16 protein-coding genes and 1 pseudogene are annotated in these 18,641 nt (G+C 47.7%); 9 read left to right on the forward strand and 8 right to left on the reverse strand.

Features of this window, described 5'->3' with window-relative positions:
- Window positions 1–769: 769 nt before the first annotated feature.
- From AC5JLB_RS04465 to AC5JLB_RS04480, 4 genes are all read right to left on the reverse strand, one after another.
- Window positions 770–1,597, reverse strand: a complete 828-nt coding sequence (locus tag AC5JLB_RS04465; protein WP_495872650.1) for a metal ABC transporter permease — start codon at window positions 1,595–1,597, stop codon at window positions 770–772.
- A 13-nt stretch (window positions 1,598–1,610) separates the two neighbouring features.
- On the reverse strand, window positions 1,611–2,375 hold the full coding sequence (locus AC5JLB_RS04470) for a metal ABC transporter ATP-binding protein (protein ID WP_495872651.1): 765 nt from the start codon (window positions 2,373–2,375) through the stop codon (window positions 1,611–1,613).
- Between the two features lie 14 nt (window positions 2,376–2,389).
- Complete coding sequence (locus AC5JLB_RS04475; protein ID WP_495872652.1) at window positions 2,390–3,454, reverse strand: metal ABC transporter solute-binding protein, Zn/Mn family; 1,065 nt, start codon at window positions 3,452–3,454, stop codon at window positions 2,390–2,392.
- A gap of 423 nt (window positions 3,455–3,877) precedes the next feature.
- On the reverse strand, window positions 3,878–5,620 hold the full coding sequence (locus AC5JLB_RS04480) for an Rqc2 family fibronectin-binding protein (RefSeq protein ID WP_495872653.1): 1,743 nt from the start codon (window positions 5,618–5,620) through the stop codon (window positions 3,878–3,880).
- 122 nt (window positions 5,621–5,742) lie between these two features.
- Between AC5JLB_RS04480 and remA the strand changes: the two genes are divergently transcribed.
- Both remA and gmk read left to right on the forward strand, forming a co-directional pair.
- Complete coding sequence (remA, locus tag AC5JLB_RS04485) at window positions 5,743–6,009, forward strand: extracellular matrix/biofilm regulator RemA (protein ID WP_495872654.1); 267 nt, start codon at window positions 5,743–5,745, stop codon at window positions 6,007–6,009.
- Between the two features lie 156 nt (window positions 6,010–6,165).
- On the forward strand, window positions 6,166–6,735 hold the full coding sequence (gmk, locus tag AC5JLB_RS04490) for a guanylate kinase (RefSeq protein ID WP_495872655.1): 570 nt from the start codon (window positions 6,166–6,168) through the stop codon (window positions 6,733–6,735).
- A 151-nt stretch (window positions 6,736–6,886) separates the two neighbouring features.
- On the opposite strand, the gene AC5JLB_RS04495 is transcribed toward gmk, so the two are convergent.
- Window positions 6,887–7,411, reverse strand: coding sequence for a photosystem I reaction center subunit XI (locus AC5JLB_RS04495; RefSeq protein WP_495872656.1), 525 nt, complete (start codon window positions 7,409–7,411; stop codon window positions 6,887–6,889).
- Between the two features lie 337 nt (window positions 7,412–7,748).
- Between AC5JLB_RS04495 and AC5JLB_RS04500 the strand changes: the two genes are divergently transcribed.
- The 5 genes from AC5JLB_RS04500 (at window position 7,749) to AC5JLB_RS04520 (ending at window position 14,166) form a co-directional block, all read left to right on the forward strand.
- Window positions 7,749–8,048 (forward strand): hypothetical protein, encoded by a 300-nt coding sequence (locus AC5JLB_RS04500; protein ID WP_495872657.1) that lies wholly within the window; start codon window positions 7,749–7,751, stop codon window positions 8,046–8,048.
- A 183-nt stretch (window positions 8,049–8,231) separates the two neighbouring features.
- On the forward strand, window positions 8,232–9,929 hold the full coding sequence (locus AC5JLB_RS04505) for a M16 family metallopeptidase (RefSeq protein ID WP_495872658.1): 1,698 nt from the start codon (window positions 8,232–8,234) through the stop codon (window positions 9,927–9,929).
- Between the two features lie 97 nt (window positions 9,930–10,026).
- Window positions 10,027–11,496 (forward strand): M16 family metallopeptidase, encoded by a 1,470-nt coding sequence (locus AC5JLB_RS04510; protein ID WP_495872659.1) that lies wholly within the window; start codon window positions 10,027–10,029, stop codon window positions 11,494–11,496.
- 248 nt (window positions 11,497–11,744) lie between these two features.
- On the forward strand, window positions 11,745–13,262 hold the full coding sequence (locus tag AC5JLB_RS04515) for an Ig-like domain-containing domain (RefSeq protein ID WP_495872660.1): 1,518 nt from the start codon (window positions 11,745–11,747) through the stop codon (window positions 13,260–13,262).
- Between the two features lie 589 nt (window positions 13,263–13,851).
- Window positions 13,852–14,166, forward strand: coding sequence for a DUF6679 family protein (locus tag AC5JLB_RS04520; RefSeq protein ID WP_162422676.1), 315 nt, complete (start codon window positions 13,852–13,854; stop codon window positions 14,164–14,166).
- Between the two features lie 85 nt (window positions 14,167–14,251).
- Here AC5JLB_RS04520 and AC5JLB_RS04525 read toward each other — a convergent pair whose 3' ends face one another.
- Window positions 14,252–15,601 carry a PQQ-dependent sugar dehydrogenase gene (locus AC5JLB_RS04525; RefSeq protein WP_495872661.1) on the reverse strand — a complete coding sequence of 450 codons (1,350 nt, stop codon included), beginning with the start codon at window positions 15,599–15,601 and terminating at the stop codon, window positions 14,252–14,254.
- Between the two features lie 249 nt (window positions 15,602–15,850).
- Here AC5JLB_RS04525 and AC5JLB_RS04530 point away from each other — a divergent pair, with 249 nt between their 5' ends.
- Entirely contained in the window at window positions 15,851–16,711 is an 861-nt protein-coding gene (locus AC5JLB_RS04530) for an MBL fold metallo-hydrolase (protein ID WP_495872662.1), read from the forward strand.
- Window positions 16,712–16,830: 119 nt separating this feature from the next.
- On the opposite strand, the gene AC5JLB_RS04535 is transcribed toward AC5JLB_RS04530, so the two are convergent.
- Both AC5JLB_RS04535 and AC5JLB_RS04540 read right to left on the reverse strand, forming a co-directional pair.
- The gene (locus tag AC5JLB_RS04535; protein ID WP_495872663.1) at window positions 16,831–17,211 is read right to left on the reverse strand and encodes a hypothetical protein; all 381 of its coding nucleotides are present in this window, start codon (window positions 17,209–17,211) and stop codon (window positions 16,831–16,833) included.
- Window positions 17,212–17,341: 130 nt separating this feature from the next.
- A complete protein-coding gene (locus AC5JLB_RS04540; protein ID WP_495872664.1) occupies window positions 17,342–17,695 on the reverse strand; it encodes a helix-turn-helix domain-containing protein in 354 nt (117 codons plus the stop codon).
- A gap of 291 nt (window positions 17,696–17,986) precedes the next feature.
- On the opposite strand from AC5JLB_RS04540, the pseudogene AC5JLB_RS04545 reads away from it, so the two are divergent.
- Window positions 17,987–18,482 (forward strand): annotated as a pseudogene (locus tag AC5JLB_RS04545) (IS1 family transposase); the annotation flags it as partial.
- Between the last annotated feature and the right edge of the window lie 159 nt (window positions 18,483–18,641).

Genomic DNA, 18,641 nt, shown 5'->3' on the forward strand with positions numbered 1-18,641 from the left:
AGCAATGGGCTACGCCCTAGAACGTTTTAAGTTTAATTCCGCCTAGCTACTTACTGGTACTTCAGTCGGGTATGTCCAATTTGTTTATCAAGGTAAAAGCGAACGGCTGAAATGTTTTTAGTCACGCATTTGCCCTCACCCCCAACTCCTCTCCTGTGGGAGAAGGGAGCTAGAGCTTTTTATCTTGTTCCCTCTCCTGCGGGAGAGGGCTAGGGTGAGGGCGAATTTAGCGGTTCCCACCTAGATTCAGCAACGCAGAGGTTCAACAGTCTTTATTGAATATTCAACCTACCTCAGCCCACCTCAAACATTCGTCGGTGATGCTCAGACATTCAACGATGAACCTCAGACATTCACGCTTGATAGCCAAACATTCGCCAGCCCACCTCAAACATTCACGCTCGAATGTTTCAGCTACCTCAGCCCACCTCAGACCTTCATCGGTGATGCTCAAACATTCGACGATGAACCTCAGACATTCACGCTTGAATGTTTCAGTTACCTCAGCCCACCTCAGACATTCAACGATGAACCTCGGACATTCACGCTCGAATGTTCAACCTACGCCAGCCCACCTCAAACATTCAACGCTGAACCTTAAGCTTTCCTTGTCGATGATCAGACGATCGCTCGTTTACCTCAAACGATCGCCCGTTCAATCCAAGTCGTGAATGACGAATATCAAACCGTGGCTGTGGAAGGGTAAACCGCGATCGCTGTATCTTGCCACGCCGTCCTTCTCTCTTCTCACAGCCAGCTCAACGCAGTTCTAGAGCTTAATCCAAGCGGCGGTGAGTTTCGTGAATCCAAAGACAAGCAGAAACAGACAGAACTGAACGAGGACAATGCTAGGGCCAGACGGAAAATTGAGCGACCCAGAGACAATCATGCCAATCACACTGCTAAAAGCTCCGATCGCAACCGACCCGATCAGATAAGGCTTAAATTGATGGCTCAGGAGTTTTGCCGTTGAAGCTGGAATCACTAAAAAGGCGTTTACCAGCAGAATTCCAACCGCTTTAATCGCAACCGCAACGGTGAGAGACAGCAAGACCACGAATAGATAGCGGTGAAACTGCACCGAAACGCCCTGCACTTTGGCAACCGCTTGATTCAAGGTCAAGAGAATCTGCTGTCGCAAAGTGGCGAGAAGAATCGAGACACTCACAACTAGCAGTAAAAACGTCAGTCCAATGTCGGTTAAGTTGACCGCAAGAATGTCTCCAAACAGAACACCCATGAGGTTGCCGCGATAGCCTTTAATAAAGCTTGTGAGAATCACCCCGATCGCCAGCGCTCCCGACAAGACAATATTGAGAATGCTATCGCTCCATAGATCGGTCTGGTCGATGAGATAGAGAACAGCGACGCCAAACAATAATGTGAACGGCAATAACGTCCAAGTCGGCTCAACCTGAAGCAAAACGCCCATTGCAATTCCAACTAAAGCAGCGTGCCCAACGGCATGACTAAAGAACGACAACTGCCGCAGCGCCACGAAACTGCCTAAAAAACCGCAAAGCAATCCCATGAGAACGCCTGCCGCGATCGCACGCTGCATAAACGGATAGTGCAGAAGAGTTAGAAAATCTTGCATCTCGCAGAGCGACTCAGTGATGATGGTGATATCGACTAAAAGCAGGGCCGTAGGTTTGCAGAAGATTTTGAGGAGACAGTGCCGCTTCAGGCTGACCCGAGCAAACCAGCGATCGATTCAAACACAATACCTGATCGCAATGCCGCCCGACCATCTCTAGATCATGAGACACCTGAAGCACCGTCCAGCTTTCCTCGCGGCGGAGTTCATCGAGCAAGGTATAAAAATCGGCTTCTCCCTGCACATCGACTTCGGCAAAGGCTTCATCTAAAATCAGCAACCTCCGTGGCACAACCAGACAGTAGGCCAGCAGAACCCGCTTCAGTTCACCCCCGCTCAACGTTCCGATCGCTTGATGGCGCAAGTGAGCCGCATTCACCCGTTGGAGCGCCTGCGTAATGGCCGCATTCCGACTCATGCCCCGCTCAGTTTTGACCCAGCCCAACTGAACTAACTCCGTCACAGAAATCGGAAAACTGCGATCGAAGATAAAGTTTTGCGGCATGTAGCCAATGTCATGGCGCAGCGTTCCCAACTTGCGAATCGGACGCCCAAAAATTTGCACAGAGCCAGTCGTGCGAGGAATCAGATCCAAAATGGCCTGCACCAACGTGCTTTTACCAGAACCATTTGGGCCTACGATCGCGCTGGAGGTTCCGGGCATCAGTTCAAAGGAGACATTTTCGACAGCCGCGTACCGTCCTCGATGCACGGTCAACCCGTCAATTTTGATAACGGGGATAGAGGTGTCAAATTGGGGGGAAATATCCGGGGTCATTGCTGAATGAGTGATCACTGAAAGGCAGCTTTTAGAGTTTGTAAGTTTGCGTTCATCGCTGTGAAATAATACTGCGGATCGGTTTGTCCGGCTTCAAGAGAATCGAGGGGACGCAGCGTTAGATTCAAGTCTTGAGAGAGACTGCTTAACAGCTTGTTGTCAACGCCCGGTTCACTCAGCAATGCTTTCGCCTTGAACTGCTTCACCGAATTAACGGTACGTTTTACATCTTCTGGAGAAAGCTGATCTTCAGGAATCTCGACAACAGCAACTTGCTTGAGGTCATAGCGCTTAGCAAGATACGGAAAGGCATCGTGAAACGTGATGAAGGTGCGTTCTTGGTAAGCGTTCAATTCTTTCTTGTAGTTCTGATTCAGCGTATCAAGCTGCTGAAGATAAGCCGTAGCATTCGCTTGGTAGATTGCTTTATTCGCCGGATCAGCCGCGACTAACCCATCTCGAATGTTCTCGACTTGCTTTTTCGCCAAAACGGGATCAAGCCAAACATGCGGATTTCCCGCTTCGTGTTCGTGGTTCTCCTCGCCTGCCGAATGAACAACTTGGGATTCAGTGATTGCATTGATGCCACTCGACGCATCAATCACTTTCAGATTCAGATTCTCAGCGCTTTTAATGGTGCCATCTAAAAATTCCTCAATGCCCAACCCATTCTTGACAATCAAGTCCGTTTGAGCCAACGCTCTCACATCATCAGGCGTCGATTGATATTCGTGAACTTCCGTCCCCGGTTTAACCAAAATATCGACCTGTGCCGCATCGCCTGCTACCGCTTTAGTGAAGAGATACACGGGCAAGAACGTAGCCGTTACTCGCAGCTTTTGGGTTTGTTGAGCGGGGCGAGCAGACTGAGGCGCAGTTCCGGTGGCTTGAGGAGGAGCAGGAGGGCTACAACCGACAACTGTGCCCATCAGCAACGCCGCAACTAGCACCTTGTGCAACTCCAAAGGAATCGCCATTCGATGAAAGCGCTCCTCTAGCCTCCCTGCAATCTTTTCTAAATTAGGCTCCGTCACGCTCTGGCGGGAACCATGAAGCCACCTGCGGATGATTCTTTCCATAACGCTGAACCAAATGAAATGAGAATGATTCTAATTCTACAGTGAGAATGAGTTTTATTCTATCTAATTTGCCTATAGCGATCGCCTCTCTTCTAGGAGAAGATTCAATCTCTAAGTCCGCCTTTTATCGAAGGCGATCTAGCGCAATTAAAATCTGATCATTGTTCGATTGGATACAATCATTTACTGTATTTTTTGATAAAAATAAAAAGCCACCCAGTTTCAGGTGGCTTCAGAATCAACCTATTGTCGTTTTACATTGGAGAAAACCTTGCTGCTCGTTCCCACACTTGCAGGGGTTCCATTATGATTAATCCCTCTTGGTTAAACATTGTAACAACAAACACCATTTTTTTGTTATGAAAATTCATCTTTTTTGATATATGTCTTTCTAATGACAGAAGCGAAATCTGACAAGATTGGCTAATTTTTATTATCGTAATCGGTAGAAAATTCTCCTGGTTTGCCCCAAATAATCCGTTCCTGCTTGTAAATTACGGTTCCTGGCTTTGCGCCTTTTGGTTTGTAAACGTTTTTAGGTTCGGTATAGGTGACTGGGACTTGGTCACTTTGACGGGCACGGCTGTGATAGGCGGCGGCGTTAGCAGCAAACTGAAGATCTTTTTCGTCTGCGATCGCGCCTGGTTCTAGTCTCAGTAAGACGTGACTTCCTGGAATCTCTTGCGTGTGAAACCATAGGTCATACTCGTTAGCAGTACGAAAGGTCAACAAATCATTTTGGCGGTTGTTTCGTCCAACGAGTAGCTCAAATCCGTTTGGCGAGGTGAATTTATAGGGCTGACTGGCTTCATCGTCTTTGGTTGCAGGCTTTTGATACTCCGAGCCTTCAAGGTAGCGTTGTTGCACTAATTCATCGCGGATTTCTTCGAGCGCGTCCAGATCTTCTGGAGTTTGGTAATTATCGAATTGAGTGAGTGCCGCTTCAACTTGTTCAAGATAATTAATTTCGCTTTGCACCTCTGCTAGCAGAGGCTCGATCGCCGCGCGGGTACGCTTCAGCTTTTGATGTTTTTTATAAAGAGATTGAGCGTTGAGAACCGCATTTTTTTCGGGGTCAAGTGGAATCGTCACAGGCTGACCTGTTGCAAAATCGGCAAGCGCGATCGCGTTCATCCCTGGTTCCCACGCTTGTAGGTTTGCCATCAATAAATCGGCTTGTTCTCGCGAACGATCGGCTTGATCCGACTGATCTAACCGACCGCTGAAGGTATCTGCTTTCTGGTAAAGCTTGCTCAAAACGCTGCTTAGTTTTTGAGCAATTTGATGGTGTAACTGTTTAAAGTCTTGTTCATTAAGCTGATCACGGTAATAAACCTGAATCACCTCCTGCACACTGCTGGCCGGTTTTGTCATGCTCCAACCCATGACCGTGTAACCCGAATCTGTCCATCCGGGTTGAAATTGCCCATTCTCCAATGTTGTTAGCCAAGTTTGCCAACGCTCAAACAGCCGTTGCCAGTCGGCTTCTGAAAGATTTTCGCTAGATTGATTTGGATTAAGCCCTGCGGCTTGCGCCATCGATCGCACCAATGCAGAACTTAATCCTCGATAGTTTTTAATCAGATTGAGTCGAAGTTCTCCAGGAACAAGACTAATTCTCTCTCTCCAACGGTCTTGAGATTCCTCTAACGTTGGTGTTGCATCCGTTAGCGAAGGCGGCAATTCGTAAGGCTGACCCGTTTGAATTGGGCGAACGCTGGATTGATTAGAACTCACTTGGTGAGCCGCCGTCACAATTTGGTTCTCTTTGTTGGCCAAGATTGCATTGCTATATCTGCCCATGACTTCTACATAGAGATGCCACAGCACCGGATCCCCCGGACGACGGGCAAATTGCAGATCCAACGCCCGTTCCCAAGGAGCGACAGGCTCAATGGCAACAAGGGCTAGATTGCCAACTTGATGTCGGACTTGCTGGCTAAACGTGAAGGTATCAGGACTACGAGGCGGCGGATCACCCATGTGCAGCCGTGCCGCTTGAGGATGCCAAGAAATCGTCAGCCAACCGCGCTTTTGAATCGTGCGGAGGGCAAGGCAAAGAGTAAAGCGATCGCGCTGATACACCTGTTCGAGCCGTGCTGGCAGCCAAGCTGTTCGGAGTTCCCGACAGACTGCATTTAAAGTGGTGAAATCTACTGGCTGCAAAGCGATTTGCTCCCTGTTCTCAATGTCTTATCTTCAGCGGTTGGACGGTGCGAGACCTAATTTTTCAGATAGGATGAAAAACAATTCCTCTCGCCAGTCCTGCTTAAACGAGCAGGGAACGTATGACGGATATCAAACTCATTAACATCGGGTTCGGAAATATCATTTCTGCAAACCGAGTGATTGCGATTGTTAGTCCCGAATCAGCCCCCATCAAGCGTATCATCACCGATGCGCGAGAAGGAGAAAAGCTAATCGACGCTACCTACGGACGCCGAACCCGTGCCGTAATTGTGATGGATTCTGGTCATATCGTATTATCCGCTATCCAACCAGAGACCGTTGCTAACCGCTTCCTTTTCACCAAAGATGGAACTGGAGACGAATAATTCAAATTCTTCTCATCCCTCATCCCTGCTTTAAGAAGCGTTGCCGTAAGGCGTCCCTCATCCCTGCTTTAAGAAGCGTTGCTTCAGGCATCCCTCCTACAAGCTATACTCACATAATCAGCATCGGAACACTAGCGCAAACCATCGAATAGACACATGAGCAAGGGTAGACTGATTGTTTTGACAGGACCTAGCGGAGTTGGGAAGGGAACCTTGCTAAACTCATTGCTTCATCGCCATCCAGAGCTTTCTCTCTCAACCTCAATGACCACTCGTAAGCCTCGCCCTACGGAGATTGATGGTAAAAACTATTACTTTGTCAGTCGTCCAGAGTTCGAGCGTAAAGTAGCGCAAGGTGAACTTTTAGAGTGGGCAGAGTTTGCTGAAAATTTGTACGGGACGCCTCGTAAACCTGTTGAGGCGATGATTCAAAGCGGAAAATGGGTGATTCTGGAAATTGAGTTAGAAGGTGCGCGTCAGATTCGCAAATCGTTTCCAAGTGCGCTCCGCATCTTCATCGCACCGCCCTCAATGGATGAGCTAGAAAGTCGAATTCGGGGACGCGCACAAGATTCTGAAGATGCGATCGCCCGTCGTCTACTGCGCGCACGATCAGAAGTGAACGCGGCGAAAGAATTTGATATTCAAATTGTCAACGATGACTTTGAGAAAGCCCTGAGCCAGATTGAAAAGGCGTTGTTTGAAGCAGTTCCAGCAATGTGTTGATCTGAATCTGCTCATCAACCGTGTTGCTTGATAGTGCGTTACTGGGGCTAAATCCCTAGCCTGCATTTTAAGCTAATAGCCATCGAGGTGAAGACTTGTTCTTCACCTCGATGGCTATTGGACTCAATTTAAAGCGGTTAAGGAAGATTCTCTACAGCCCAGAGAAGAGACTCTTCAATAGCGCAATGTTATTGAGGACGAAAAAGGCAAGCACTGCACCACCAATTCCGCCAATTAAAAACCCCGAGCCATAATCGTTCCAGCCATCAGCACTTCTAAACGAGTCAGGAGGATTTGGAGTTGTGAGTGTCGAAGTTGGCTGAGGTGGATTGCTGTAAGCGTATGCAGAAATCGCGATCGTTGAGATGATGATCAAACCGATCGTTGAGATTAGACCTGCAACGTTAGCGATATCTGTATCGCGCAGCGGCCCTAGCTTGGTGAATGGCCCAATTAACCAGTAGCCATGTGCCATTCCAACTTCGAGACCTCGGCGTGAGGGAGAAAGCCCTCTCCGATAAGCAGGCAGCGCATTAATGTAACTTTTTACCAAAGGCGACGAATTGATCGGCGTAGCGAGATTGCCGTTAGTCACGTCGAAGGCAGGAAAGACAACCTCGTTATTACGAGGATCGCCTGGGCGCTGGGTATCTTCAGGATGCTTAAGGATTTGCATAAGGAATATTGCCCTTTGTTGTGTCGGATATGCTGAAGCAATTTTAAGAGTCGCCTCTTAATGCAACATCATTCTACAGACACAAGATTTTGCTTTCTCGCAAGTTTTTCTTTTGTAAACTTTTTTGCTCAATTCGTAAACTCTTCTGCCGAAGAGGTTGCCGAAAAGTCATACTGATTACAGTCTTTGAAGACTTAATTGCATACTATTTAACAAGTTCAAAAAAGTTTTATAAACATTTAAGATTTCTCACATTTGCGGGTTGGTTTCAAAAATAGCTCGTATCGTGTGGGAAGACAAATCTAGATTACTTTTATCCTTTCAGCTAGGACTGCTTATGTCTTGTAGCCTCACTTCTAGCTACGTGCGATCGCTCCTCTTAACCCTGATTGTCAGCTTTTTGGCTCCGGTATTACTGCTTGGCAGCGCGATCGCGTTCATTCTGATGCTAGGCTTCTGTCCATTATTCAGCGGCATCAGTCAAATGCTTTCTGCCCTTCTTCTCTCCTTCCTCGCCACGTTTGGAACAGGCAACGCCTGGGAAGGCATTGTAGTTATCGGTTGTGCCTGCGCGGTAGTGGGTGGACTGTTCGACACCTACACGTTCTACCGAACCGATAGTTTGAGAAGACTCTAAACCTTAGAAACCATAAGGTCGAAAAGGCAAAAAATCTCAAACAATAAATCTCAGAAAATTGCAAGGTTAAGAAAGTTGTAGTCGTAACATTGCGTTACGAACAATTAGTCAATTTAAGCGGAAACAACACGATCTTTCAAAAAGTCCCTATTCTAGAAAACGTGCCAATTTTAGGTTGCGGCTATGGATGAGTTTTCTAGAAAGGTGTTCTGTTTCTGGCAGTTCTTCGGAGCTTCACGCTGCGATTCACACTTGCATCGTGTGCGCCATCACGTCAGTCGTAGAGCGATTTGCCTTGCGAAGCTCCGAGCGGTTCCTTCGGAGTTGCGCCCTGCGCTAATCGTCAGCGTCTTAATTTTAGTTCTGAGTTGGGGCAGCTTTTCCGCTCCTGCATTGGCTCAACGGCAGCCCTCAACGCCCATCAAGCCGACCCAGCCTACAAAGCCAATTCAGCCTGCAAAGTCTATTCAGCCGTACCTCGATCGCGTTGTAAAAGAGGTCACAGAATTCAAACTGGACAACGGCATGAACTTTATCGTGCTAGAACGACACCAAGCTCCAGTGGTGTCGTTTTTAACCTATGCAGATGTAGGCGGCGCTGATGAACCAGAGGGTCAAACGGGCGTAGCGCACTATCTAGAACATCTTGCCTTCAAAGGAACGACCCGAATCGGAACCGCAAACTATCGAGCCGAAGCGCCGTTGCTCGATCGGCTCGATCAACTTTCCCAGCAAATTCGGACTGCAAGCAATAAAGCAGACGTTAGTAGACTTCAGAAGGAATTTGAGCGAGTTGAAACAGAAGCGCTCAAACTTAGTAAACAGAATGATTTTGGGCGGATTGTAGAACAGGCAGGCGGTGTCGGACTCAATGCCAATACCTCGACCGATGCAACTCGTTATTTCTACAGTTTTCCGTCTAACAAGCTGGAGCTATGGATGTCGCTAGAATCAGAGCGATTTCTAGATCCGGTGTTTCGAGAGTTTTATAAAGAGAAATCGGTAATTCTGGAAGAACGTCGCCTCAGAACCGAGAATTCTCCGATCGGACAGATGATTGAAGCCTTTGTAGGAAAGGCGTTTGAAGTCCATCCATATCAACGTCCGGTCATTGGTTCAACAAAAGATATTAGGGGGCTGACCCGACAAGACGTTCGGAAGTTCTTTGATCAGTATTATGCGCCGAATCAATTGACGATGGCGATCGTAGGTGATGTGAATGCAGACGATGTGGAGCGCTTGGCTCAAACCTACTTTGGGCGCTTTAAAGCGAAACCTGCTCCGCCTAAAGTGATGGCGGTAGAGCCAACTCAAACTCAAACGAAAGAAATAAATCTAACGTTAGAGTCGCAACCTTGGTATCTCGAAGGTTATCACCGCCCTGCGTTGAATCATCCCGATAACGCGATCTATGAGGCGATCGCGAGCATTCTCAGTGACGGACGCACCTCGCGGCTGTACCGGTCGCTTGTAGAAGACAAGAAGATTTCCTTAGCGGCACAAGGAATTAACGGCTTTCCAGGAAACAAGTTTCCTAATTTAATGCTGTTCTATGCGCTAACGGCTCCGGGACGATCGCTCGATGATCTAGCTCAAGCGTTGAGAACAGAAATCGAGCGGATGAAAACAGAGCCAGTCTCGACCCTAGAACTCGATCGCGTTAAAACTCAGGCACGCGCGGGACTGTTGCGATCGCTCGATTCCAATGAAGGAATGGCGCAATTGCTGGTTGAATATGACGTGAAAACTGGGGATTGGCGGAATTTGTTTAAGCAATTGGATGCGATCGCGGCTATTACACCCGCAGATATTCAACGGGTCGCTAAGGCAACGTTTACGCCAGAAAATCGCACAATTGGCCGAATTCTACCAAAGTCGTAATGCCTGTGATCGGTTGATATAAACGCCTCGGCAATTTAATACTGCACTCTAGAGCCTTTCTATTCACTCAACACCTTTACTCAGCGACACCACATTCATGAAACGCCGACTGTTATTGCTTTCCGCTTTTCTAACGTCCCTATTGCTGTTTTTGGGATTCGGACAACCTACTCGCGCCGAGACTGCTAAACACTACACCGAGTTGAAGTTTCCACCACCGCCCGAAGTGACGGTTCCCGACTACACGCAGTTTAAGTTAAAAAACGGCATGACCGTTTACTTGATGGAAGACCATGAACTTCCCCTTGTAAGTGGAACTGCTCTGGTTCGCACAGGCGATCGCTTTGAACCAGGGGACAAAGCAGGCTTAGCGTTGCTGACAGGTTCAGTCATGCGATCGGGCGGAACAAAAACGCACACGCCAGAGCAACTGAACGAGATTTTGGAACAAAACGCGGCCTCTGTTGAAACTGGAATTTCGATCACGTCAGGGAGCGCCAACTTTAATGCCTTGAGTGAAGATTTGCCGCAAGTCTTCGATCTGTTTGCCGAAGTGCTTCAGCAACCTGTTTTTGCAGAAGATAAACTCGCCATTGAAAAAGTGCAGTTGCAGGGCGGAATTTCTAGACGAAACGATAGTCCTGATGCAATTGCCAGTCGTGAATTTGCAAAACTGCTCTACGGGGATGCGAGTCCTTACGCCAGAACCATCGAATATGCGACCGTAGACAATATTTCTCGTAGCGATCTCGTGAAGTTTTATCAACAGTACTTCCATCCCAAAAACATTCTGTTGGGAATTGTTGGAGATTTTGATAGTAAAGAGATGCGATCGCGGATTGAGTCAAAATTTGCGGCTTGGAACCCTTCTGGTCAGCCTGTTCCTCCCTTGCCGTCAGTCAGTCAAGCCAAACAAGGCGGAATCTATTTTGTCCAGCAACCGCAACTGAACCAGAGCTACATTCAAATGGGACACTTGGGCGGACAGTTAGATAGTCCTGACTATGCGGCGCTTTCGGTGATGGAAGATGTGTTGAGTGGCTTTGGCAGACGATTGTTTAACGAAGTGCGATCGCGCCAGGGACTTGCCTATTCTGTATATGCCAGTTGGGATGCAGAATATGATCATCCTGGCATTTTTCTAGCGACTGGAGAAACGCGATCGGATGCAACGGTTCCGTTCATCTCGTCTGTTATGAAGGAAATTGAGAAGATTCGCACACAGCCAATTTCTCAAGCTGAATTGGCATTTGCAAAAGATACCTCGCTCAATTCGTTTATTTTCAACTTCCGCGATCCAGCGCAAACTCTATCGCGACTGTTGCGCTACGAGTACTATGGCTATCCGAAAGACTTCATTTTCAAGTATCGGAAAGATGTTCAGAATGTAGCGATCGCGGATGTTCAGCGCGTCGCTCAAAAACATCTCCAGCCTGACAAAATTGTGACGATCGTGGTTGGCAACCAGAAAGAAATTCAGCCACCGCTATCGAGTTTGGGTCAGCAAGTGACAGCACTTGATATCACCATTCCAGCACCGAAGAAGAAAGTTGGGCAGTCTTCCTAGAATGGTTCTGCGATGGGGGAATGTGGGTGTATGCTTGAGTCGCTCGGTCTGCAGCTAAGATCTCGGCTTCTGATTCTTGGGGGCTTGCCCCCAAACTCCCACCTCAACCCCTACTGAACGATTGCCTCCCCAAATCCCCTGCAAACGAAATTGGCGATTCGAGATCTGGTTAAATCGAAACGGTATTTGCCAGTCTTAGTTTGCAAAGTGTTGTTGATCTGTCAGTTTAATTTCTTGTCTTAATCATTATGCAAAATCCATCAGCGCCGCCCAAACCGTTTTTTCAACCGCTCGATCGGGCAGCGCTTGGGCTGGTGGTCATTTTAGCGCTCTTGATTGGCGTTCTTTTATTTAACGGCGATCGCAGCGCTCCCCGCGTTCGCGATTTCAGTTGGCAAGACAAACAGATCGGCGCAAGTGACAATGCGTTTGTGCTGACCTTCAGCCGACCCATGGATCACGCCAGCGTTGAGCAAAATCTTCGCATCACTCCCCCGTTACCCGGAAAGCTCAGTTGGGCAGGGCGACGACTCGCATATACGTTAAATCAATCAGCCCCTTACGGAACCAACTATCGACTTTCACTGCAAGATGCCCGCGATCGCTTCACCTCAGATGGGGGAAGTCGCGCTACGCTTCAATCATTTATGGGCAACTTCCGCACCCGCGATCGCGCGTTTGCCTACCTTGGAGTGGACGGAGATGAGGCAGGACGCCTGATTCTTTATAACTTGACTCGCCAAGACAAAAAAGTCCTGACGCCGCCCAATCTCACGGTCATGGACTTTAAGCCCTACCCCAATAGCGATCGCATTCTGTTCTCGGCAGTTGAGAAGACGAATCAGCCTGAAAGTTTGATTGAGCAACAGATTTATACCGTCACAACAGGACTGCAAATCAACGCACCCCAGCCCCTCGGCGAAGAGCAAAATTTTCAGTTATTCAAATCCGATACACCTCTCAGTCCACCGGGACAAGTCAATCAGATTCTCGACAATCGCGAGTATCAAAACCTCAAGTTTGATCTCTCTGCCAATGGTCAAGTGATCGTGATTCAGCGCATCAGCCGCACCGATCCGAACGATTCGGGTCCCTGGGTGATTCGAGGCAATGGCAAGCCTGAAGCGCTCAACAATAAGCAGCCCGGCGGCGACTTTTTGATCACTCCTGACAGTGATTCTCTTGCGATCGCGCAAGGTCAAGGACTCGCTATTCTACCGCTGCAACCACAAGCTGACCCCCTCGATTTTCTACCCAAATTTGGCACTGTCCTTAGTTTCTCTAACGATGGAACTACCGCTGCCATGGTGAAATTTAACAATGACTACACCCGCTCTCTATTTCTAGTCAATAGCCAAACCGGGTCAAAGGAAATCTTCAAAACCACAGGCTCGATTGAGGCGGCTCAGTTCGATCCAACCAAACAAATTCTCTACTGTCTGCTGACCAATCTGATTCCTGGGAAGACCTACCAAGAGCAGCCCTATCTTGCTGCGATCGATCTCAAAGCTGCTCAAAAAGGGGAGAAACCAGAGCAAACCTTGCATCCCCTGGTTCTACTGCCCAATCAGCGTGACATTCAAATGACCCTTGCCCCCGATGGCTCGTCGTTATTATTTGATCAAACTCAAGCTTCAGCAGGAGCTTCAGGTAGCACGGTAGCAACGAGTCGGCTTTGGCTACTACCGCTTTCTAGCGACTTCAATGCCAAGCTTCAACCCGAAACCCTACCCTTTGCAGGGTTTCATCCCCGTTGGCTACCGTGAGGAGGCGGCTCATCCTTCACCCCTTGATCTTAAAAAAGCTCTACTCAACGAGTTTAACAATTGCTAAAATAGTGTTACGATCCCATACTTAAGAGTGGCTCGATCTTTAAACCGCTCCCGGGTTGTTCGTGCATGGGAACCTAAGCAAAATGGCAAAATTCATCGATGCTCTACTCGTCCTTGCTCTTTACCGATGTCAGTTCGCCACCTCGCTTCATGCACTAGAATGATCAGATGCTTGATTGTCTAGCCTCGTCCAGCATTGATCTAAAAATCCCACTTGCTTCCTTGAATGAATGAGTTTGACAGCAACGCACCGTCTCAGCCGACTCAAGTCTCAGTTTTTAGCAGCCCCTTTTTATCCCATCCCTTGGGCTGTCTCTTCCAGTTCAGAGTTGGGGTTGGGTTATGAGTAAGACGTTTGTTCCTAATTTGTTTCTTCGACTAAGACATTCTGAACGTGGTTCATCAGATGAGAAGAGCGCCCCTAGCGTTGTTCTTAGTTCAGTGCGGCGTTGAGTCCAACTCATGTCGTGTTCTTAGCTTTTTATGCCCTTTCTATAGAGTTTTTGACTAGGAGAAGCAATTTATGCTACACCGCAAGATCTATCAACTCTGTTGCGATGGTCGAGAAGTCTGGATTTTCTTGCGGGACCAGCAACGCTGGATCGAACGTGCCAGAATTTTGGACATTGAAGGAGACCTCGTGACGTTGCGTTATGAGATGGAAGAAGAGGACGAAAATTCGTCTTGGGAAGAGATGATTCGCCTTGAAAGTATTGGGGCTGTGATGCAAAAGCTATCGTCTGTCCCGAAAGGAAATTCAGAGCCGCTTGTTTCGGATGATTGCCCCGAAGCGGAGCAGATTCCAAACCCCCCATTTACTGAGAAGAAAGAAGATTAAAACCGCAAAGAGAGGAGTGAATCCTCTCTTTTTTATTGCTTGAGAACTAAACGCTAGAAAAATTGCGCATATTAAATCTGCCTCTTTAACTTCTCTTTCCGGTGTACTGCACGCGGTAAATCCGATTGTTCGCCTCATCGGTAAACAGCAAACTGCCGTCTCGCATTGTTACAAGTCCCACAGGTCTTCCCCAAGTTGTCGGCTCTGTCGGATCGACTAAGAATCCAGTGAGAAAGTCTTCGTAATATCCCTGTGATCGCCCTTCAGCAGTAAAGGGAACATAAACCAGCTTGTATCCTGTGCCTTGATTGCGATTCCATGAGCCACGAAACGCTACAAACGCGCCATTGCGGTATTTCTCAGGAAAGGTGGAACCGTTGTAGAATTTCAGTCCCAGTGCGGCAGAATGGGCTTCAAATAAAACATCAGGTGTGCGAGTTTTAGCTGCCAACTCAGGGCGAACGCTCTTTCCATTCTCGACATGACGCGGATCGAGACGATCGGGACTTAAGTACGCGTAAGGAAATCCGTAAAACTCACCAGACTGCACCTGTGTAAGGTAGTCTGGCACAAGGTTATCGCCCAATTCATCTCGCTCATTCACCGTTGCATAAAGTTGATTGGTTACTGGGCTGAAATCGAGTCCAACCGGATTTCGCAGACCTGATGCAAAGGTTTGACGATTGCTACCGTCTAGATTCATCACCTGAATCGATGCACGAGGAAGCGGTTCTTCTTCAGCATTGGATTGCGAACCGACCGAAACATAGAGCTTTTGCCCATCAGGGGAAGCGACTACATTGCGCGTCCAGTGCTGGTTGTAGCCTTGCCCAGGTAGCTCGGTGATTGTTTCCCCCCTGCCCGTCACTTTCTCTTGCCCTTGCGTATAGGGAAACCGAATCACAGCATCAGTATTACCAACGTAAAAAGAATTGCCGCTGAACGTCATTCCAAATGGTAAATTCAATCCATTCTCAGCCGTAGCAAACACGCTCTGAGTATCAGAAACACCATCGCTATTTTTGTCTTTTAGCACCAAGATTCGATTTTGTCGGGTCTCCGTCACCAACACATCACCATTCGGGGTCAAAGCTAGCCAGCGTGGGCGCTCTAGCTTGTCAGCAAAGACATTCACCGTAAACCCTTCTGGAACCCGCAATGTAGGATTGGCGGGAATTGGAATCACATTAGGTGGCTTTGATGCACTGTCACTCGTGTAGGGTTTGGGAAGTTGATCCAGCCCGACGCGGATGGGTTGTGGCGTCAATACTTCGGTCTCGATGCTGCGTTGCGGGGCGGCTTGAGGCTGGGTCTCCTTCGAGTCAGCAGGTGGAGTGAGTGCTGTGTTAGAAGAATTACAAGCCGCTAATGGAGCAATGAGTAACAGCATTAGCAAGCGGCGAGGGATAGCTTGATTACGAAAAAAGTAATGCATAGTAAAAATGCTGCATAGTGCAAGCGGTTCTTTCAGAGTTGCGCTCTGCGCTAATCGCAGACGTTATTTCTAAGTTACAAAAGATTCCTTAATCCTGCATCTATCGGCCGCGATGAGTGCTTTACCTCTAGCTATAGATAGAGCTTACTCAGTCCTTAGACAGCATCAATTGATAGATGAATTGCGATCGCAGAATGATCACCATACAAGCATTTCTAAAACGTTTGTAAATCAAAAGCTAATAAATCAATGGATGCTGAACTAACGCTTCCTCCTGAATCTATTCCTCCCGATTTTGACACTGGATCTGTTTTCTTTGTCGGAACAGCAACTGTTATCTTGCGCTACGCCGGATTTACGATTCTGACCGACCCCAACTTTCTGCACCAAGGGGATCACGTTCATTTAGGCTATGGCATAACCTCAAAGCGGCGCACAAATCCTGCGATCGAGATTGAGCAATTACCTGCGATCGATTTCGTATTGCTCTCTCACAAACACGATGATCATTTCGATCGCATTGCTGCTGAGAAGCTAGATAAATCCGTTCCAGTCATCACAACTCCCCATGCTGCCAAAGCACTCGGGCATCTCGGCTTTCAAACGCTCTATCCGTTAGCCACCTGGGATACGTTAACCATTCAAAAAGGAGCGACAACCCTCAAACTCACGTCGATGCCCGGACGTCATGGGCCTGGAATTTTAGCAAAAGCTTTACCGCCGGTCATGGGCAGCCTGTTGGAATTTCAGTCACCCACCCGAGGAACTCGATTTCGGCTTTACATCACGGGTGACACGCTAGTATATGACGAGATTAAAGAGATTCCTAAACGTTTTCCTGACATTGATTTAGCGCTGCTGCATTTAGGCGGAACGCAAGTGTTTGGCGTGCTGCTGACGATGGATGCAAAACAGGGAGTTGAAGCAATTCGAATTATTTCGCCGCGAAAAGCAATTCCAATCCACTACAACGATTACACCGTCTTCAAATCATCATTGGATGATTTTGTTAAGGCGGTGCAGGAAGCAGGATTAGAAGATCGAGTCGATTATCTCAGTCATGGAGAAACTTACGCTTTTGATGTCAGTACTGCGATGCGATTGCCCTAAGTCAAGTGCAGCAGATTTGGTACCAGATGGAGCCGCTGTAAGATCTGACTCTCTTCTTGCAAAGAAAGGCACTAAAATCTTGTTTCCTCTTCCAAAAGCAAAGGTTAGGGCAGATTAATTCACGCAATCTTCTCTTCTAGGGGCTGACAAAAATTCTGCACGCCTGCCTTAAGAACATAAATAGCAACAGGAACCGCAAGCCGTGTGGGAAGTTCCGTATGTTCTACGATCGCATCAATAATTCCGCCCGCTAAACCATCTTCTAGCCCTTCCTTGAGGTCTGCTCGACACACAACATGCCGCCACCGCTTCGCAAGTCCTTCAATCCACCGCTCATTATTCTCCGGTTCTTGCCCTGACCGAATAGCTAAGGAGATTGCCGCATCTTCTAAATCTCCGTCACAGTCCTCAATGACTTGAAGGGCGTCGAGGGCAGCAGCATGACCAGCGAGTTCTGAGCGATAGAAGTCAAGTTCTTCAGGCGAAATCATAAACGACATAGAAATCCCTTTGTTAAAAGGAAGCTTGCTTTGCGATCGTAGCACTGTTAACTTATAAATTCGACTAAGAACTTGTTTCTAGAGGGCAAAGCAGGATATTTCCGAGGTCGCAAAATTAATTGAATCACACCTATTCTTGTAGCTCTAAATGCTTCGCGATCGCACCTAAAACCCGATTCAAATCAGTAATCGTTCCTTTGATCTCTGCCACATCCATTGATAACTGATCTATTCGAGTTTCGAGTTGCTTGATATCAGAATTCAGCGAGGTTTGCCAGAGAGAAGACTTTAGCGCAGAAAGAATCTTCTCGACCGTTGAAAAGTTAGGATCGTAGTCAGGATCATTCAAAATACGGTTAATTTGCTGAGTGTACCCTAAGTCACTTCCACCATTTTCTTTCGCAATTTGGGCTGAAATTTTGCGAATGCTCATTCCCTGAGTTTTCATCAATTCTCGAATGACCTCCACCACATGTTCTTGCATAATTGCCTCTACTTCAATTACTCTATTAGCTGAGAACTTGAATCAACTGAGCGACCTTCTCCTATTTAGGAAAGGTCGTTTTTCTGGTTCACTATTTGCCTTTAGAACATAAAATATAATCTTTAATTGATAGTCTTCAGCCACGGCTTGGCAACTACAGGTAAGAAAAGTGCGATCGTAGTTCTCCACCGTATCTCAAGTTTGGAGGTTGTCTGATTAGTGGTGCAGAGGTAGTGGACTAGACCTGTGGAGATGAGGGAAACTTAAAGAGTTGTTTGCCGAATCATCGAGATGGGACTTGAACCCGTTCTTTGTCCAACCTGTGGAAGCCATGATGTGGTCAAGCATAGGCAATCAGGGGAAGGCAAGCAACGCTACAAGTGTCGTAATTCTGAGTGTTCTCGCTGCCCCTTCATTCAAACGTATGCCTACGGTCGGTATTTGCCCGACATCAAGCAACAGATTGTAGACATGGCGGTGAACGGCAGTGGAACTCGCGATACGGCGCGGGTGCTCAAAATTAGTCGAACCACCGTGACTGAAACGTTAAAAAAACGGTCGACACCTCCGAGCGGTGGATGAGCAGCGCTTGGCAGAACTTGAACCCACTCAAACCATGGTTCATCTCTGTCAGTGGCAGGACTTAGAGGCTGAAGCCGACGAGATGTGGAGTTTCGTGGGGTCTAAACCACAACAGCGATGGTTGTGGCACGCCATTGACCACCACACAGGTCAGGTGTTAGCCTACGTGTCTCTCATCATCAAGCTTAAAGCCTTGTTGGAACCTATGCCAACCATCAATCATAGGGGTAAACAGCTTTTCCCAGTCTAAGCTATCTGCCTCCTTCTCAATTTAAATTGGTATCAGCCCTCTTCTGTTACTTTAGTGAGCTACAGCCTTTTTCGATCTAGTCAGGTACAGTAGCAGCAATGCGTGAACCAGGCT

The sequence above is a fragment of the Myxacorys chilensis genome (genome assembly GCF_059505265.1).

Excerpts from the sequence above, each read along its gene's own strand:
- AC5JLB_RS04495 (WP_495872656.1), bottom strand. The coding sequence starts at position 7,411 with ATGCAAATCCTTAAGCATCCTGAAGATACCCAGCGCCCAGGCGATCCT.
- AC5JLB_RS04515 (WP_495872660.1), top strand. The coding sequence starts at position 11,745 with ATGCAAAATCCATCAGCGCCGCCCAAACCGTTTTTTCAACCGCTCGAT.
- AC5JLB_RS04470 (WP_495872651.1), bottom strand. The coding sequence starts at position 2,375 with ATGACCCCGGATATTTCCCCCCAATTTGACACCTCTATCCCCGTTATC.
- AC5JLB_RS04510 (WP_495872659.1), top strand. The coding sequence starts at position 10,027 with ATGAAACGCCGACTGTTATTGCTTTCCGCTTTTCTAACGTCCCTATTG.
- AC5JLB_RS04465 (WP_495872650.1), bottom strand. The coding sequence starts at position 1,597 with ATGCAAGATTTTCTAACTCTTCTGCACTATCCGTTTATGCAGCGTGCG.
- AC5JLB_RS04525 (WP_495872661.1), bottom strand. The coding sequence starts at position 15,601 with ATGCATTACTTTTTTCGTAATCAAGCTATCCCTCGCCGCTTGCTAATG.
- AC5JLB_RS04500 (WP_495872657.1), top strand. The coding sequence starts at position 7,749 with ATGTCTTGTAGCCTCACTTCTAGCTACGTGCGATCGCTCCTCTTAACC.
- remA (WP_495872654.1), top strand. The coding sequence starts at position 5,743 with ATGACGGATATCAAACTCATTAACATCGGGTTCGGAAATATCATTTCT.
- AC5JLB_RS04540 (WP_495872664.1), bottom strand. The coding sequence starts at position 17,695 with ATGCAAGAACATGTGGTGGAGGTCATTCGAGAATTGATGAAAACTCAG.
- AC5JLB_RS04535 (WP_495872663.1), bottom strand. The coding sequence starts at position 17,211 with ATGTCGTTTATGATTTCGCCTGAAGAACTTGACTTCTATCGCTCAGAA.
- gmk (WP_495872655.1), top strand. The coding sequence starts at position 6,166 with ATGAGCAAGGGTAGACTGATTGTTTTGACAGGACCTAGCGGAGTTGGG.
- AC5JLB_RS04520 (WP_162422676.1), top strand. The coding sequence starts at position 13,852 with ATGCTACACCGCAAGATCTATCAACTCTGTTGCGATGGTCGAGAAGTC.
- AC5JLB_RS04505 (WP_495872658.1), top strand. The coding sequence starts at position 8,232 with ATGGATGAGTTTTCTAGAAAGGTGTTCTGTTTCTGGCAGTTCTTCGGA.
- AC5JLB_RS04530 (WP_495872662.1), top strand. The coding sequence starts at position 15,851 with ATGGATGCTGAACTAACGCTTCCTCCTGAATCTATTCCTCCCGATTTT.
- AC5JLB_RS04475 (WP_495872652.1), bottom strand. The coding sequence starts at position 3,454 with ATGGAAAGAATCATCCGCAGGTGGCTTCATGGTTCCCGCCAGAGCGTG.